The following is a 16,935-nucleotide window of genomic DNA, read 5'->3' as shown; positions in this document are numbered from 1 at the left end:
TAAATAATAAATAGTATAGTTAATTTATATTTGCAGTAATATTTTTTATTTAAATGACAGAGCAAAAACTTTTTGAAAATACAGAGGTAGCTTTTAGATTAAAAAGCGATTCTGAGCTTGAAAGAGCTTATTTTTTGTTTAAAATGATTTCTAACGAACCATTAGTTAGAATAGGTACTGCAGCAACTAATTTTGCTTTAAAAGCACATTTGCCAGTAGAAGGTTTAATAAGAGCTACTGTTTTTGATCATTTTTGTGGTGGCGTAAATGAGGATGACTGTTTACCAGTCATAGACAAAATGTATTCTGCAGGCGTGAGTTCTGTTTTAGATTATTCAGTAGAAGGTAAGGCAATCGAGTCTCATTTTGATGAAGCTGCACAAAAAATAATAAAACTTGTTCATTTTAGTGAAGAAAAAGATGCAATGCCAATTGTTGTTTTTAAACCAACAGGACTTGGTAGATTTTATTTGTTTCAGAAAAAAGGCGAAGGAAAACCGTTTACTCAAGACGAACAATTAGAATGGGATAGAGTAGTGCAACGCTATCATGATATTTGCAGTTTAGCAAAACAAAAGGATGTTGAAGTTTTAATTGATGGTGAAGAAAGTTGGATGCAAGACGCAGCAGATGAGTTAGCTGAAGACATGATGCGAGAATATAATAAAGAAGTTCCTATTGTTTATAATACATTACAAACCTATAGACACGATAGATTAGAGTACTTAAAAGCATCTCATGAAAGAGCTAAACAAGGAAATTACAAGTTAGGTTATAAGATTGTTCGTGGTGCGTACATGGAAAAAGAAAGAGAACGCGCAAAAGAAAAAGGATATCCTAGTCCAATATGCAAAGACAAGGCTACAACAGATGCGAATTTTAACGACTGTCTTACTTATATTTTACATCACCTAAATGATATTTCTATTTTTATAGGTACGCATAACGAATTGAGTACTTATATTTCTATGGAATTAATGCAGCAGTTAAATATTGATAAAACCGATAACAGAGTATGGTTTGGTCAATTATACGGCATGAGTGATCATATAAGTTTTAATCTAGCCGAGCAAGGTTACAATGTTGCAAAATATTTACCTTTTGGTCCAGTTAAAGATGTGATGCCATACTTAATACGTCGTGCAGAAGAAAATACTTCTGTAGCTGGTCAGACTAGTAGAGAATTATCTTTATTAAAAGCAGAACGAAAACGAAGAAAAAGCAACTAATCTTCAATAGTGATAGATTGTAAAATAGCGTGTTTTTCACAATTTTCTACAGAAAGGATGATAGTTTTATCGTCCTTTTTGCTTTCTATATGATATATACCGCAAGGTGATTTTCTAGGTTCGCTTTTAGAAAAAATCACATCACCTTCTTTTAATATATTTTTAATTGTAGTCGTGTCTACAAGTTTGTTTTTTAATGACGATTCGCTACTGGCGGAGTATTTTAAAACTTTAGTGTTAATGTTTTTTAATACTCTAGCTTCTGGACTGTAATCATATTGGCAAGATGTTTTGCTTCCGCTTAAGAAAAAGGCAAGTAAAATTAATCCAATTGCAAATCCTCCTAAGTAATATCCTAATCTATGGATAAATTTCATGGTTTTAAATTTTGTTCAAAAATCGAAAAAAAAGTTTTAGAAAGTGCTTAAAACAATAAAAAATTAGAACATTAAAAGATTAATATCGCTATGTTTTAAGTCAAACCATTCACCAACAGCTCGGTTAGTTAAAATACCATGGTAAAAATATAATCCGTTTTTCAAACCTTTATCAAATCTAATAGCGTTTTCTAATCCGCCATCTTCAGCTATTTTTAATAAATAAGGTGTGAAAATATTACTAATTGATGCTGATGCTGTCCTAGAATACCTGGCAGGAATATTTGGTACGCAATAATGTATGATGTCGTGTTTTCTAAATGTTGGTTTGTTATGTGTGGTAACTTCACTAGTTTCAAAACATCCGCCCATATCTATGCTAACATCTATAATTACTGCGCCTTTTTTCATTTGTTCCACCATAGTTTCATTAACTATAATTGGTGATCTATCTTTGCCTCTTACTGCGCCAATTACAACATCGCATCGTTTTAAAGCTTTACTTAAATATTTAGGTTGAATTGTAGATGTATATATAGTACGTCCTAAATTAGCTTGCAAGCATCGTAATTTTGTTATGGAATTGTCAAAAACTTTTACGTTAGCTCCAAGACCTAAAGCGCTTCTTGCAGCAAATTCGCCAACTGTTCCTGCGCCTAAAATTACAACTTCAACTGGTGGAACACCGCTAATATTACCAAACATTAATCCGTTACCGTGACTTGAGCTACTTAAAAGTTCTGAAGCAATTAAAACTGAAGCTGTTCCTGCAATTTCACTTAAAGCTCTAACAGCTGGATAAGCGCCATCTTCATCTCTAATAAATTCAAAAGCTAAAGCTGTGATGCGTTTTGATGCTAAATGTTCAAAATACTTTTTAGTTTGAGTTTTTATCTGTAAAGCAGATATTAAAGTGGTTTGCGGATTTATTAGTTGAAGTTCTTCCAAAGTTGGTGGTTCAACTTTTAAAATCATTGGGCAACTGTAGACTTTTGCTGTGTCTTTTGTTACTTCTGCACCAGCTTCACTGTAGTCTTTGTCTGAAAAATTTGCACCTAATCCTGCGCCAGATTCTATTAAAACTCTATGACCATTATTAACTATAGCAGATACAGCATCTGGTGTAAGGCATACACGCTTCTCTTGAAAAGCTGTTTCTTTAGGAATACCAATAAAAAGGTCGCTTTTGTGTTTAAAAACTTCAAGAGTTTCTTCTTGAGGAATTAATTGCGCTTTAGAAAAAGGCGTTAAAGATTTAGACATTTACAGATAATTTTAAAGGAAACAAATTACAAAATAAATTGAAATTGTAAGACTTAAAAGTACTGTTTAATTTTTCCCCAGATAGTCTTAGGTTTAAAGGTAAGTTCGTCTTCAAGTTCTTGAATAGACTTATCAACACTATTAATTTTGTTGAAAATTCTTGCTCTAATTAAATATATTGAAGGTAATATTATAGCCATAAAAGGAACCATATGTATAAGTTGAAACTCATCAAAAAGATAAGTGTCAGTTAACGCAAAACCTAATATTTGATATATGTACATAAAAATTGGGACTAATATTGCATGATGCCACCAATGTCTACAGGTAAAAAACCAAATAGATAATAGTATTAGCGGAATCATTTTTCCTGTTAACGTCCAGATTACAACCTGAACACTTTCATAGACTTCACTATGGAAAGTACCAAAAAAAGTGTCCCAAATAGCTTGATCTGGAACACTTTCATAAACATAAAACAAATAAGGTGTTAAAGCTATAACAGTAGCCAACACAGTACCTGTTATAATTATTCGTTTATTACCCGTTTGGTGGGATTTTGATTTTTCTTCCGTCAACTTGTGTTGTGTGTTGTCCATCTAAATCAATAAGATTTGTCGCCTGCGTTGTAAATAATACACCGCCGAAAACTGCTAATGCAATTACATACTTTTTAGTTTTCATAATGTTAGGGATTTAATTAATTAATACCGCTAAATTATATTTTAAACTGTTAGTATTTTAAGCGAAATGTTAAATTAATGTTAAAAATTATGTTTTTTTGATTTTTTGTTGCGGTAAAAACCGTAAACAAGTCAAATTTACATTTTTTTATTAATTATAAAAGGAAAAACACTTAGTTGTTATGTAATGATAAAGTTCTTTTATTAGCGTCTGTTAAACTTATTTTTACGATTGTAAAGTTGTCTTGAATTAAATTTTTTAAAATTTCTGGCCATTCTACTAACACATAATTGTTAGAATAGATGTAGGTTTCTATTCCAAAATTGTATAATTCTTCTTCGTCTTCAACTCTATATAAATCAAAATGAAAAATAGGATTATTGTCGGTTGTATATTCATTAACTAATGAAAAAGTAGGAGAGCTAACAATATCATCACTTCCTAATTCTTTAATTAGTGATTTGATTAATGTTGTTTTGCCTGAGCCCATTTCGCCTTCAAACAATATTATTTTAGAAGTAGAATGATCTAAAACAAACTTCGCTGCTTGGTCTATTTGATCTAATGTGTAAGTTATATTCACTTATAATTTTTTTGCAAAAATAATTATTTAGGATTTAGAACAACAAAAGGTATAATCATTTCTTCTAATGAAACTCCACCATGTTGGTAAGTGTTGCGATAATGACTTACATAATGATTGTAATTGTTTGGGTAAGCAAAAAACAAATCGCTTTTTGCAAATATAAATGAACTACTCATCGTAATTGATGGTAAGTGAATTGTTTTAGGATCTTTTGCTACCAAAACATCTTTATCTTCATAACTTAAGCTTCTGCCTGTTTTGTATCTCAAGTTTAAGCTTGTATCACGATCACCAATAACTTTAGATGGATGTTTTACGTTAATTGTACCGTGATCTGTAGTTATTATTAATTTAAACCCAAGTTGTTGCGCTTGTTGTATCATCTCTAAAAGCGGTGAGTTTTTAAACCAACTTTGGGTTAATGATCTATATGCTTTATCATTTGATGCTAGCTCTTTAACTACTTCCATATCTGTCTTTGCATGTGACAGCATATCTACAAAATTGTAAACAACAACTGTTAAGTCGTTATCTTTTAATCCTTTAAAATTGTCTGCAAGTTGCTTACCATTTTTAAGGTTTGTTATCTTATAAAACTCATGTTTTAAGTGTGTTAATCCTAAACGTTTGATTTGTGCTTCTAAAAAGTCTGCTTCGTGTAAGTTTTTACCGCCTTCATCTGTATCGTTTTTCCAAAAATTAGGATGTAAACGTTCCATGTCTGCAGGCATTAAACCAGAAAATATTGCATTTCTTGCATACTGTGTAGCAGTAGGAAGTATGCTGAAAAAAGCTTCTTCTTGTTGTTTTTTGTAATGATTAGTTACCGTAGGTTCAAATGCTTTCCATTGGTCATATCTTAAATTGTCAACAACAATTAATAATGTTGGTTGCTCTTTACTTAACTCTGGTGCTATTTTTTCTCTAAATAGTGTATGTGATAATATTGGCGCATCTGTGTTAGGTTTAAACCAATTAGGATAGTTTTTGTCTATAAATTTACCAAATTGAATATTAGCTTCGTTTTTCTGAGATTCTAATATTTCAAACATACTAGGATCTTCTATATCTTCTAGCTGAATTTCCCAATAAATTAGTTTTTGGTATAAAGTAACCCAATCTTCATAAGAGTTAACCATTGCAAGATCCATTGCAATTTTTCTAAATTCTTGCTGGTAATTAGACGTTGTTTTTTCGCTAACCAATCTTGAGTGATCAAGGTTTTTCTTTAAACTTAATAGAATTTGATTTGGGTTAACAGGTTTTATTAGGTAATCGGCAATTTTATTTCCTATTGCTTCTTCCATAATATACTCTTCTTCACTTTTTGTAATCATAACGACAGGTAAAGTGTCTTCAATTTCTTTAATTTCATTTAAAGTTTCAAGACCGGTTAAACCTGGCATGTTTTCATCTAAAAAAACAATATCAAATTTATTGTCTTTTAAAATGTCTATAGCTTCTGTACCGCTATTGCAAGTTGTGACGTTATAGTTTTTTTTCTCTAAAAATAGGATATGAGGCTTAAGAAGATCAATTTCGTCATCAACCCAAAGAATATTTATATTGTTCATGTATATTTGTTCTATATTATTAATGTAAACTTTTAGTTTGAAAAAAATAAACAAACTTAAAATATTAAACGATCCAATTTACGGATTTATTACCATACCAAACTCTACAATTTTTGATTTAATAGAGCACAAATATTTTCAAAGGTTAAGACGTATCTCTCAAATGGGATTATCATATTTGGTTTATCCTGGTGCGCATCATACTAGATTTCATCATGCAATTGGATGTATGCATTTAATGCAAAAAGCTGTGCAAGTACTTCGTTTTAAAGGTGTTAAAATTTCTAATAAAGAAGAAGATGCACTTTACATAGCTATTTTGTTACACGATATTGGTCACGGACCGTTTTCTCATGCAATGGAACATAGTATAGTAAAAGGTGTTTCTCATGAAGAAATTTCACTTCTATTTATGCAAAAACTTAATGAAGAATTTAACGGCGATTTAACACTTGCAATCCAAATTTTTAAAGGTGAATACCATCGTAAGTTTATGCTTCAGCTTATATCTAGTCAAATTGATATGGATCGTGCAGACTATTTAAAAAGAGATAGTTTTTACACAGGAGTTTCTGAAGGTAATATTAATAGCGAACGTATCATTACAATGTTACATGTTAAAGACGATGAGCTTGTGATTGAAAATAAAGGTATTTACAGTGTCGAGAAATTTTTAGTCGCCAGGCGTTTAATGTATTGGCAAGTATACTTACATAAAACTAGTTTAGCAGCAGAGCAACTTATAATTAGAGTATTAAAAAGAGCTAAAGAATTATCCAGAAAAGGTGTAGAACTAGAAGCTAGTAAACCTTTAAAATTCTTTTTAGAAAATGAAATTTCTATAACAGAATTTGATGATGATTGCTTAGAAACTTTCTCTAGATTAGATAATTTTGATGTTATTTCCGCAATGAAAAGCTGGCAATATCATGACGATTTTGTTTTAAGTAACCTGTGTGAAATGATAATTAACAGACAATTATTAAAGGTTAAGATTAAGAAAAAACCATTTTCTGAAGATAATCTTGTTACTTATATAAATGCGTTGCAAGAAAAATATGACATTACAGAAGAAGAAGCGCAATACTTTGTATTTACTGGACAAATAAGCAATCAAGCCTATACAAGAAGTAAGCAAAATATAAAGATTTTATATAAGTCTGGAAAAACAGAAGATGTTGTAAAAGCATCCGATCAATTAAACCTAAAAGCGCTGTCAAAAAAGGTAACTAAATATTATATATGTTACCCAAAACAAAAACTTTAATTCATTTTTTCTATTTTTGCCATTAATGAAATTTACAGCAGAACAAATAGCTGGTATTTTAGACGGAACAGTAGTTGGTAATCCAGATACTGAAGTTTCTAAATTATCCAAAATAGAAGAAGGGGAAAAAGGTGCATTAACCTTTTTAGCTAACCCTAAGTATACTTCATATATATATTCTACAAAAGCATCTATAGCAATAGTAAACAACTCTTTTAAACCAGAACAAGAAGTGTCATGTACTTTAATTAAAGTAGAAGATGCTTACAAATCTTTTTCCAAATTATTAGAGTATTATAATCAAGTGAAATTAAATAAATCTGGAATAGAACAACCTGTGTATTTATCAGATTCAATTTCAAAAGGAGAAAACATCTACATTGGTGCGTTTACTTATATTGGTAATAATGTGAAAATAGGCGAAAACGTAAAAATATTTCCTAATAGTTATATTGGTGATAATGTGGTTATTGGTGATAATTCTGTAATATTTTCTGGATCAAAAATTTATTCAGAAACCATAATAGGAAAACACTGTGTTATAAATTCTGGAGCAATTATTGGAGCAGATGGTTTTGGTTTTGCGCCTAATGAAAACGGAGAATACACAAAAGTACCACAAATAGGAAACGTTATTTTAGAAGATTTTGTAGATATTGGTGCTGCAACAACAATAGATAGAGCAACCTTAGGATCTACAATAATTAGAAAAGGAGTGAAGTTGGATAATCAAATCCAAATTGCACATAATGTAGAGATTGGTAAAAACACAGTAATTGCAGCTCAAACAGGAATTGCTGGATCCACTAAAATTGGCGAAAATTGCCAAATTGGTGGTCAAGTTGGAATAGTAGGACATATTACCATTGGTAATAACGTAAAAATACAAGCGCAATCTGGAATAGGACGTAATGTAAAGGATAATGAAGTTTTACAAGGTTCGCCAGCATTATCATATGGTGATTATAACAAGTCCTATGTGTATTTTAAAAATTTACCCAAACTAGTAAAAACAATAAACGATTTAGAAAAGCAAAATAATGGCAATAATTAACACAGATATTAAGCAAAAAACCATTAAAGATGAAGTCTCCTTAACTGGTGTAGGATTACATACAGGAAAAGAAGTGACTTTAACATTTAAACCAGCGCCAGAAAATGCTGGTTTTGCTTTTAAACGCATCGACTTAGAAGGTAATCCTGTAATAGAAGCAGATGCTAATTATGTAACTAACACACAAAGAGGTACTTGTTTAGAAAAAAACGGTGTCACTATTCAAACTTGTGAACATGTTCTAGCTGCTTTAGTAGGAATGGATATAGACAATGCTATATTAGAATTGGATAATTCTGAACCACCAATTATGGATGGATCCTCAAAGTTTTTTGTCGAAGCTATAGAAAAAGCCGGAATTGTAGAGCAAAATGCAACAAGAGAAGTTTTTGAAGTTACAGATGTAATATCTTATGTAGATGAAGAAAGTGGTAGCGAAATACTAGTTATGCCTTCATCAGATTATAAAGTAACAACAATGGTAGATTTTGGTACTAAAGTCTTAGGTACACAAAATGCTACTTTAGATAAAATGTCCGATTTTAAAGAACATATTTCAGATTCTAGAACATTTAGTTTTTTACATGAATTAGAATCGTTATTAGAACATGGATTAATAAAAGGCGGAGATTTAAATAATGCTATCGTGTATGTTGATAAAGAAATTTCTCCAGATACAATAGAAAAACTTAAAATAGCTTTTAATAAAGAGACTATATCTGTTAAACCTAACGGTATATTAGATAACTTAACATTACATCATCCTAATGAAGCAGCTAGGCATAAATTATTAGATGTAATTGGTGATTTAGCACTTACTGGAACACATATAAAAGGTAAGGTGATTGCTAATAAACCTGGACATTTTGTAAATACTCAGTTTGCAAAAAAAATGTCTAAAATCATTAAAAACGATAGACGTAATAATGTTCCAAAAGTTGATTTAAATCAAACACCTTTAATGGATGTTAATCAAATTATGGATATGTTACCTCATAGACAACCTTTTTTATTATTAGATAAGGTTTTTGAGTTAACAGATACTTACGTAATTGGATCTAAAAACGTAACCATGAATGAAGACTTCTTTAGAGGTCATTTTCCTGGTGCGCCAGTAATGCCAGGTGTTTTAATTGTAGAAGCTATGGCGCAAACAGGTGGGATTTTAGTGCTTAGTACTGTTCCAGATCCTGAAAACTACTTGACATTTTTTATGAAAATAGATAATGTTAAATTCAAACAAAAAGTCATGCCTGGAGATACGTTAATCTTTAAATGCGAGTTAATTTCGCCAATAAGAAGAGGTATTTGTCATATGCAAGGATATGCTTATGCTAACGGGAAACTTTGTGCAGAAGCAGAGTTAATGGCACAAATTTCTAAAGTAAAAAATAATTAAAAAATGAATCAACCTTTAGCATACGTACATCCAGGAGCAAAAATTGCTAAAAATGTCGTTATAGAACCTTTCGCTACCATACATAATAATGTTACAATTGGAGAAGGAACATGGATAGGAAGTAATGTAACTATCATGGAAGGCGCAAGAATAGGTAAAAATTGTAATATTTTTCCTGGAGCAGTAATTTCTGCAGTACCTCAAGATTTAAAATATAACGATGAAGACACATTAACAATAATTGGTGATAATGTTACCATTAGAGAATGTGTGACCATAAATAGAGGAACAACAGATAAAATGAAAACAGTTGTAGGTAATAACTGTTTAATTATGGCGTATTGCCACATTGCACATGATTGTATTGTTGGAGATAATTGTATTTTTTCAAATAACAGTACACTAGCAGGTCATATTACAGTTGGAGACTACGTTGTTTTAGCAGGTATGACAGCAGTACATCAATTTTGTTCTATCGGTAACCATGCGTTTGTAACTGGAGGATCTTTAGTAAGAAAAGATGTACCACCATTTGTAAAAGCTGCAAGAGAACCGTTATCTTACGTTGGTATTAACTCTGTAGGATTAAGACGAAGAGGTTTTACAACCGAAAAAATTAGAGAAATTCAAGATATATACAGAATTTTATATCAAAAAAATTATAATAACTCTCAAGCTTCCGAAATTATTGAAGCAGAAATGGAAGCAACGCCAGAGAGAGATGAAATTTTACAATTCATCAAAAACTCTCATAGAGGTATAATGAAAGGTTATTTCAAATCAAATTAAATTAAACTTAAAAGTAAATAATGGCAACAACATCAGACATTAGAAACGGATTATGTATTAGATATAACAACGATATTTATAAAATCATTGAGTTTTTACACGTAAAACCAGGAAAAGGTCCTGCTTTTGTTAGAACAAAATTAAAAAGTGTAACTAACGGTAAGGTAATAGATAATACCTTTTCAGCAGGACATAAATTAGAAGATGTCCGTGTAGAGACTCATAAATTTCAGTATTTATATAATGATGGTGAGTTTTATCATTTTATGAATGAAGCAGATTATACTCAAATTAGATTATTAGAAGCTGCTTTAGATAGACCTGATTTATTAAAAGAAGGCGAAGTGGTTACAATTCAAATCAATTCAGAAGATAACATGCCACTTTCTGTAGATATGCCGGCAACAGTAATTTTAGAAATTACAGCTACAGAGCCTGGTGTAAAAGGTAATACAGCTACAAATGCTACAAAACCAGCAACTGTAGAAACTGGTGCAACAGTTAATGTACCTTTATTTATAAATGAAGGTGATAAAATTAAGGTTGAAACAGAAAAAGGAACTTATAAAGAAAGAGTTAAAGAATAATTTAACTCTTTTATTGTTTTAAATGAAATTCCCAAAATCACATACACTTCAACAAATAGCGCAATTAATAGATTGTAAATTTGTTGGCAATCCAAATTTTGAAATCCTTGGCATGAACGAAATTCATGTCGTAGAACCGGGAGATATCGTATTTGTAGATCATCCAAAATATTACGATAAAGCTTTAAACAGTGCAGCAACAATTGTTTTAATAAATAAAGAGGTAGAATGTCCTGAAGGCAAGGCTTTATTAATTAGTGACGATCCTTTTAGAGATTTCAACAAGTTAACTAATCATTTTAAACCATTTGTTCCTTCTAGTTCAGCAATTTCAGAAACTGCAAAAATTGGAACAAATACCATTATTCAACCAAACTGTTTTATTGGAAACAATGTAACTATTGGTGATAATTGTGTCATTCATTCTAATGTTAGTATTTATGATGATACGATTATTGGTAATAATGTGACTATTCATGCAGGAAGTGTGTTAGGTGCAAGTGCATTTTATTATAAAAATAGACCAGAAGGGTTTGATCAATTAAAATCTGGAGGAAGAGTTGTAATAAAAGACAATGTAGATATTGGCGCCATGTGTAGTATTGATCGTGGTGTGACTGGTGATACAACAATTGGCGAAGGTTCTAAACTGGATAACCAAATACAAGTAGGTCACGATACTGTAATAGGTAAAAAATGCTTAATCGCATCTCAAACAGGAATCGCTGGTTGTTGTATAATTGAAGATGAAGTCACGCTTTGGGGACAAGTTGGTACTACTAGTGGTATAACCATTGGCAAAAAAGCTAATGTTTTAGGGCAAACAGGTGTTACAAAATCTATAGAAGGACATAAAACTTATTTTGGAACACCAATAGAAGAATCTAGAGTTAAGTTGAAAGATCTTGCATACGTTAAAAAAATTCCTGAAATTTTAAGTCAATTAAAACAAAAGTAAAATGACACCAAAAGAAGTTGTAAAAACATTTTATAGTTTAGATTTTGTAAAAGATAATAATGTGTTAGAATACATTCATAAAGATTGTATTTTACATTGGAATAGCAGTAAAGGCTATATGTGTTCTAACTATAAAATGATAGAAGAGCGAATTGCCACATTAAAAAAAGCATTTCATTCTTTCACTTACAAATTAAGTCATTTATTAGAAGATAATAATACGGTTACAGCACGATATACTATTTATGTAACCTCTATTGAAAATCCTCAAGAAGAAGAAGTCTTAGCTCATTTTATCTCTATTTGGGAAATAAAAGACCAACAATTATACAAAGGATATGAGATAAGTCAATTAGGAGACGATACTCCAGAAAATTTACAGGCTTTTTCTGAAATTAATGTTTGAAATTTCTTTAGAAATAGCAATCAATCTCTTACTTTTGTTACGCATAAAAAATAAATCAAATAAAAATTCTTAATAGATACAAAACATGAGCGTTTTAGTTAACAAAGATTCAAAAATAATAGTTCAAGGTTTTACAGGTAGCGAAGGTACTTTCCACGCTGGACAAATGATAGAATACGGCACTAACGTAGTTGGTGGTGTAACACCAGGAAAAGGTGGACAAACACATTTAGACAAGCCTGTTTTTAACACAGTAGCAGAAGCTGTAGAGAAAGTTGGAGCAGATACTTCAATTATTTTTGTACCGCCAGCATTTGCTGCAGATGCGATTATGGAAGCTGCTAACGCTGGTATTAAAGTAATTATTTGTATTACAGAAGGAATTCCTGTAGCAGATATGATTAAAGCTGCAGATTATATAAAAGATAAAGACTGTCGTTTAGTTGGTCCTAACTGTCCAGGTGTAATTACACCAGGTGAAGCAAAAGTTGGTATTATGCCAGGTTTTGTATTCAAACAAGGAAAAGTAGGAATTGTGTCTAAATCAGGTACATTAACTTATGAAGCTGCAGACCAAGTTGTAAAACAAGGTTTAGGTATTACTACAGCTATTGGTATTGGTGGAGATCCAATTATCGGTACAACAACAAAAGAAGCTGTAGAATTATTAATTAATGATCCTGAAACAGAATGTGTTGTAATGATTGGTGAAATCGGAGGTCAATTAGAAGCAGATGCTGCTAACTGGTACAAGGCTTCTGGAAGCAAAAAACCAATCGTTGGATTTATTGCAGGAGAAACTGCACCAGCTGGTCGTACAATGGGTCACGCAGGAGCAATTGTTGGTGGATCTGATGATACTGCTCAAGCTAAAAAAGCTATTATGAGAGATTGTGGTATACACGTAGTAGATTCTCCAGCTGAAATTGGTAAAAAAGTTGCAGAAGTAATGGGATAATAATCCTTATATTATAAATTAAAGCCTCATAATTTTATAACAATTATGAGGCTTTTTTTTATTAAACACATTCAGATTAACTATATTTGAAATACTAATAGAAAACTAAAATATTAATGAAATTATTAGAAAATAAAACCGCTATAATTACTGGTGCTTCTAGAGGAATAGGAAAAGGTATTGCTCAAGTTTTTGCTCAACAAGGCGCTAACATAGCTTTTACTTACAGCTCTTCTGTAGAAGCAGCAAACGAATTGGAAAACGAATTAAACGCTTTAGGCGTTAAAGCAAAAGGATATCAAAGTAACGCTGCTAGTTTTGAAGATGCTCAACAATTAGCTGAAGATGTGTTAGCAGAATTTGGTAGTATAGACGTATTAGTTAACAATGCAGGAATTACAAAAGATAACTTGTTAATGCGTATGGGCGAAGCAGATTTTGATAAAGTAATAGAAGTAAATCTTAAATCTGTATTTAACATGACAAAAGCGGTACAACGTACTATGCTTAAACAGCGTAAAGGATCTATTATTAATATGAGTTCAGTCGTTGGTGTTAAAGGTAATGCTGGACAAACTAACTATGCAGCAAGTAAAGCTGGAATTATTGGTTTTTCTAAGTCTGTAGCTTTAGAGTTAGGTTCAAGAAACATTAGAAGTAATGTGATCGCTCCTGGTTTTATCGAAACTGAAATGACAGGGAAATTAGATGAAAAAACAGTACAAGGTTGGCGTGATGCTATTCCGTTAAAACGTGGTGGTACTCCAGAAGATATTGCAAATGCTTGTGTTTTCTTAGCAAGTGATATGTCTGCATATGTTACTGGACAAACGCTTAACGTTGATGGCGGAATGTTAACGTAATCTTTGATTTTAGATTTTGGAATTACGATTTAATAGCAATCAAATTAATTTTAATTCGTAAATCGTACTTCGTAAATTTAAAAAATGTCAACACAAAGCATATTATTAATCATATTAGCAGGAATTGTAGCGCTATTTTTAGCGCTTTTCCAGTATAAATACAAAACAAAAAGCGCATTAAAAGACAATGCGCTTTTTATTATATTAAGGTTTATCACTTATTTTGGAGTCTTTCTTTTATTAATTAATCCAAAATTTGAGTATAATTCAAACTATTCTGTAAAACCAAATTTAGTAATTGCTGTAGATAACACTCAGTCAATTAGCTATTTAAAACAACAAGATAACGCAAAATCTATATTAAGCTTTTTACAGAACAATTCTGATTTAAATGAAAAGTTTAATCTTGAAATTTATTCATTTAGTGATCAAATTCAGGTATTAGATGCTTTAGAATTTTCTAAAAAGCAAACTAATATCAGTACTGTTTTTAAAGATTTAAATGAATTATACAAAAACACTGTAGCACCAACCATTATTATTACAGATGGAAACCAAACTTTGGGTAACGATTATCAATACAAAGCAAACCAGTATAATCAAGACATTTATCCTATAATTTTAGGAGATACAGTAACATATTCTGATTTAAAAATTAGTCAGTTAAACGTAAATCGATACGCGTATTTAAAAAACAAATTTCCTTTAGAAGCAATACTTGTTTATAACGGTAATGATGCAATAGTTAAGGATTTTACAATTACTCAAAACGGTAAAATACTTTTTAAAAAGCAATTATCCTTTTCTAAAGAAAAAACGTCGGAAATTATAAATATTAGCTTGCCAACATCTAAAATTGGTGTTCAAACCTTTCAGGCGCAAATAGCTCCAATTTCCACTGAAAAAAATAAAACCAATAATTTAAAAAACTTCGCTATTGAAGTTATAGATCAAAAACAAAAAATTGCGATAGTTAGTACTGTTTTACATCCAGATTTAGGAGCGATTAAAAAAAGTATTGAAACAAATGAACAACGTGAAGTTGTATTTTTAAAACCAAATGAGGTTTTAAATCAATTAAATGATTTTCAATTGGTTATACTATATCAGCCAAATAATTCATTTAAGCAATTATTTAGTGCTTTAGAAGAGCAAAATAAAAATAAATGGGTGATTTCTGGATTAAAAACGGATTGGCGTTTTTTAAATTCTGTTTCAAAAAATTATAGCTTTGAAATCACGTCTCAAACTGAAGATTATCAAGCAAACTTAAATCAAAATTATAACAATTTTATTGTAGATGATATCGATTTTGAAAGCTTTCCACCGTTAAAATCTAATTTTGGTACACCTAATTTTAATGTGCCATATCAAACCATTTTGTTCAAAACGGTTTCAGGAATTAATACCAATCAACCTTTATTGGCGACGATAGATGTAAACCAACGTAGAGAAGCAATACTTTTTGGTGAAAATATCTGGAAATGGAGAGCGCAAAATTATCTTAATTCGCAACAATTCACAGATTTTGATAATTTTATTGGTAAAATCGTTCAGTATTTAGCCTCTAATAAAAGAAAGAACAGGCTTTTAATAGATTACAAGTCGTTTTATAACGCAAGTGATAATATTACTATTAACGCTCAATTTTTCAATAAAAACTACGAATTTGACGCAAATGCTAATTTAACTATTTCAATAAAAAATAAAGAATCTAATGCTTTAATAAATAGACCATTAATCCTAAAAAACAACAGCTATCAAGTAGATTTAAATGGTTTAGATGCTGGAGATTATGCCTTTACAATTGCGTCTTCAGATAATATTTCTAGTTCAGCTAATTTTCAAATAATTGCTTACAATGTTGAAGAACAATTTTTAAATGCAGATGTAACAAAACTACAGCAAATAGCTACTAATAATAATGGTAAAGCATATTTTGTAAATCAAAAAAATGAATTATTGCAAGATTTACTTTCAAATAATAAATATTTACCAATTTTAAAAACTAATAAAACAACCATTCCGCTAATAGATTGGTATTATTTGTTATTCATTATAGCATTATCACTAGCTTCAGAATGGTTTATCAGGAAATATAAAGGATTAATTTAAATAAAAAATAAAATGGAAAGATTACCAAAAATAGGATTACCAATAATTATAGGTTTAGTATTACTTATAATTCTTATAGCAAAATCTGCTGTAACCATCGGACCTGGAGAAGGTGGTGTTATTTTTAAAAGATTTGGAGATGGTATTGATACATCTCAAACTTATGGCGAAGGATTTCATATTGTTGCTCCATGGAACGATATGATAATTAAAAAAGTAAGACAGCAATCTATTTCAGATAAAATGAATGTGCTATCTGTTAATGGATTAGAGGTAAACGTTAACGGAACAGTTTGGTACGAGCCTGAATACAGTAAATTAGGCTTGTTAATTAAGACCAAAGGAGAAAATTATGTTCAAGAATTATTAGCTCCAGCTGTAAATGCAGCAGCAAGAAGTGTTGTTGGAAGATACACGCCAGAGCAGTTATATTCTAGTAAAAGAGATGTAATTGAGCAAGAAATATTAGACGAAGTCACTAAGTTGTTAGATCAGCAATATGTTAATGTAAAGCGAGTTTTAGTTGAAGATGTTCAACTTCCAACAACAATTAAACAAGCGATAGAGCGTAAATTAAAACAAGAACAAGAGTCTTTAGAATATGAATTTAGATTAGTTACAGCTCAAAAAGAAGCCGAAAAACAACGTATTGAAGCGCAAGGTAAAGCAGATGCCAACAAAATATTAAGTGCTTCTTTAACAGATAAGATTTTACAAGATAAAGGTATAGAAGCAACAAACAAATTAGCAGAATCTCCTAATAGTAAGGTAGTTATAATTGGTTCTGGAGATAGCGGCATGCCTATTATTTTAGGTAATCAATAAT

General features: G+C 30.7%; 17 protein-coding genes. 12 read left to right on the top strand and 5 right to left on the bottom strand.

The window, feature by feature from the left end; genetic code table 11:
* Positions 1 to 53: 53 nt before the first annotated feature.
* Positions 54 to 1,229 (top strand): proline dehydrogenase family protein, encoded by a 1,176-nt coding sequence (locus IFB02_RS12775; protein WP_106688758.1) that lies wholly within the window; start codon positions 54 to 56, stop codon positions 1,227 to 1,229.
* Here the strand turns inward: IFB02_RS12775 and IFB02_RS12770 are convergent.
* The 5 genes from IFB02_RS12770 to porX all read right to left on the bottom strand — a co-directional run bounded on the left by IFB02_RS12770 (position 1,226) and on the right by porX (position 5,713).
* The gene (locus IFB02_RS12770) at positions 1,226 to 1,606 is read right to left on the bottom strand and encodes a DUF4258 domain-containing protein (protein ID WP_106688757.1); all 381 of its coding nucleotides are present in this window, start codon (positions 1,604 to 1,606) and stop codon (positions 1,226 to 1,228) included. The genes IFB02_RS12775 and IFB02_RS12770 overlap by 4 nt on opposite strands.
* Before the next feature lie 63 nt (positions 1,607 to 1,669).
* Positions 1,670 to 2,869 (bottom strand): alanine dehydrogenase, encoded by a 1,200-nt coding sequence (locus IFB02_RS12765; protein WP_106688756.1) that lies wholly within the window; start codon positions 2,867 to 2,869, stop codon positions 1,670 to 1,672.
* 53 nt (positions 2,870 to 2,922) lie between these two features.
* A complete protein-coding gene (locus tag IFB02_RS12760) occupies positions 2,923 to 3,468 on the bottom strand; it encodes a hypothetical protein (protein WP_106688755.1) in 546 nt (181 codons plus the stop codon).
* A 257-nt stretch (positions 3,469 to 3,725) separates the two neighbouring features.
* A complete protein-coding gene (tsaE, locus tag IFB02_RS12755; protein WP_106688754.1) occupies positions 3,726 to 4,136 on the bottom strand; it encodes a tRNA (adenosine(37)-N6)-threonylcarbamoyltransferase complex ATPase subunit type 1 TsaE in 411 nt (136 codons plus the stop codon).
* Between the two features lie 23 nt (positions 4,137 to 4,159).
* Positions 4,160 to 5,713 (bottom strand): T9SS response regulator signal transducer PorX, encoded by a 1,554-nt coding sequence (gene porX, locus IFB02_RS12750; RefSeq protein ID WP_106688753.1) that lies wholly within the window; start codon positions 5,711 to 5,713, stop codon positions 4,160 to 4,162.
* A gap of 37 nt (positions 5,714 to 5,750) precedes the next feature.
* Between porX and IFB02_RS12745 the strand changes: the two genes are divergently transcribed.
* The 11 genes from IFB02_RS12745 (at position 5,751) to IFB02_RS12695 (ending at position 16,934) form a co-directional block, all read left to right on the top strand.
* Positions 5,751 to 6,980, top strand: a complete 1,230-nt coding sequence (locus IFB02_RS12745; RefSeq protein ID WP_106688752.1) for an HD domain-containing protein — start codon at positions 5,751 to 5,753, stop codon at positions 6,978 to 6,980.
* Between the two features lie 25 nt (positions 6,981 to 7,005).
* On the top strand, positions 7,006 to 8,034 hold the full coding sequence (gene lpxD / locus IFB02_RS12740) for a UDP-3-O-(3-hydroxymyristoyl)glucosamine N-acyltransferase (protein ID WP_106688751.1): 1,029 nt from the start codon (positions 7,006 to 7,008) through the stop codon (positions 8,032 to 8,034).
* Entirely contained in the window at positions 8,021 to 9,433 is a 1,413-nt protein-coding gene (locus tag IFB02_RS12735; RefSeq protein WP_106688750.1) for a bifunctional UDP-3-O-[3-hydroxymyristoyl] N-acetylglucosamine deacetylase/3-hydroxyacyl-ACP dehydratase, read from the top strand. Before lpxD ends, IFB02_RS12735 begins: the two co-directional genes overlap by 14 nt.
* Before the next feature lie 3 nt (positions 9,434 to 9,436).
* On the top strand, positions 9,437 to 10,222 hold the full coding sequence (lpxA, locus tag IFB02_RS12730) for an acyl-ACP--UDP-N-acetylglucosamine O-acyltransferase (protein WP_106688749.1): 786 nt from the start codon (positions 9,437 to 9,439) through the stop codon (positions 10,220 to 10,222).
* Positions 10,223 to 10,242: 20 nt separating this feature from the next.
* A complete protein-coding gene (gene efp, locus IFB02_RS12725; protein WP_106688748.1) occupies positions 10,243 to 10,809 on the top strand; it encodes an elongation factor P in 567 nt (188 codons plus the stop codon).
* Positions 10,810 to 10,831: 22 nt separating this feature from the next.
* Positions 10,832 to 11,767, top strand: coding sequence for a UDP-3-O-(3-hydroxymyristoyl)glucosamine N-acyltransferase (locus IFB02_RS12720; RefSeq protein WP_106688747.1), 936 nt, complete (start codon positions 10,832 to 10,834; stop codon positions 11,765 to 11,767).
* Position 11,768: 1 nt separating this feature from the next.
* Complete coding sequence (locus tag IFB02_RS12715) at positions 11,769 to 12,173, top strand: nuclear transport factor 2 family protein (protein WP_106688746.1); 405 nt, start codon at positions 11,769 to 11,771, stop codon at positions 12,171 to 12,173.
* 85 nt (positions 12,174 to 12,258) lie between these two features.
* Positions 12,259 to 13,131, top strand: coding sequence for a succinate--CoA ligase subunit alpha (gene sucD, locus IFB02_RS12710; RefSeq protein WP_106688745.1), 873 nt, complete (start codon positions 12,259 to 12,261; stop codon positions 13,129 to 13,131).
* Positions 13,132 to 13,247: 116 nt separating this feature from the next.
* Positions 13,248 to 13,994, top strand: coding sequence for a 3-oxoacyl-[acyl-carrier-protein] reductase (fabG, locus tag IFB02_RS12705; RefSeq protein WP_106688744.1), 747 nt, complete (start codon positions 13,248 to 13,250; stop codon positions 13,992 to 13,994).
* Positions 13,995 to 14,078: 84 nt separating this feature from the next.
* The gene (locus IFB02_RS12700) at positions 14,079 to 16,109 is read left to right on the top strand and encodes a hypothetical protein (RefSeq protein WP_106688743.1); all 2,031 of its coding nucleotides are present in this window, start codon (positions 14,079 to 14,081) and stop codon (positions 16,107 to 16,109) included.
* A 12-nt stretch (positions 16,110 to 16,121) separates the two neighbouring features.
* Positions 16,122 to 16,934 (top strand): prohibitin family protein, encoded by an 813-nt coding sequence (locus IFB02_RS12695; RefSeq protein WP_106688742.1) that lies wholly within the window; start codon positions 16,122 to 16,124, stop codon positions 16,932 to 16,934.
* Position 16,935 lies beyond the last annotated feature (1 nt).

The organism is Mesoflavibacter profundi (assembly GCF_014764305.1).
GTDB lineage: Bacteria > Bacteroidota > Bacteroidia > Flavobacteriales > Flavobacteriaceae > Mesoflavibacter > Mesoflavibacter profundi.
Note: the sequence above shows the minus strand (reverse complement) of the source record. Positions and strands in the feature narration are given on the sequence as shown.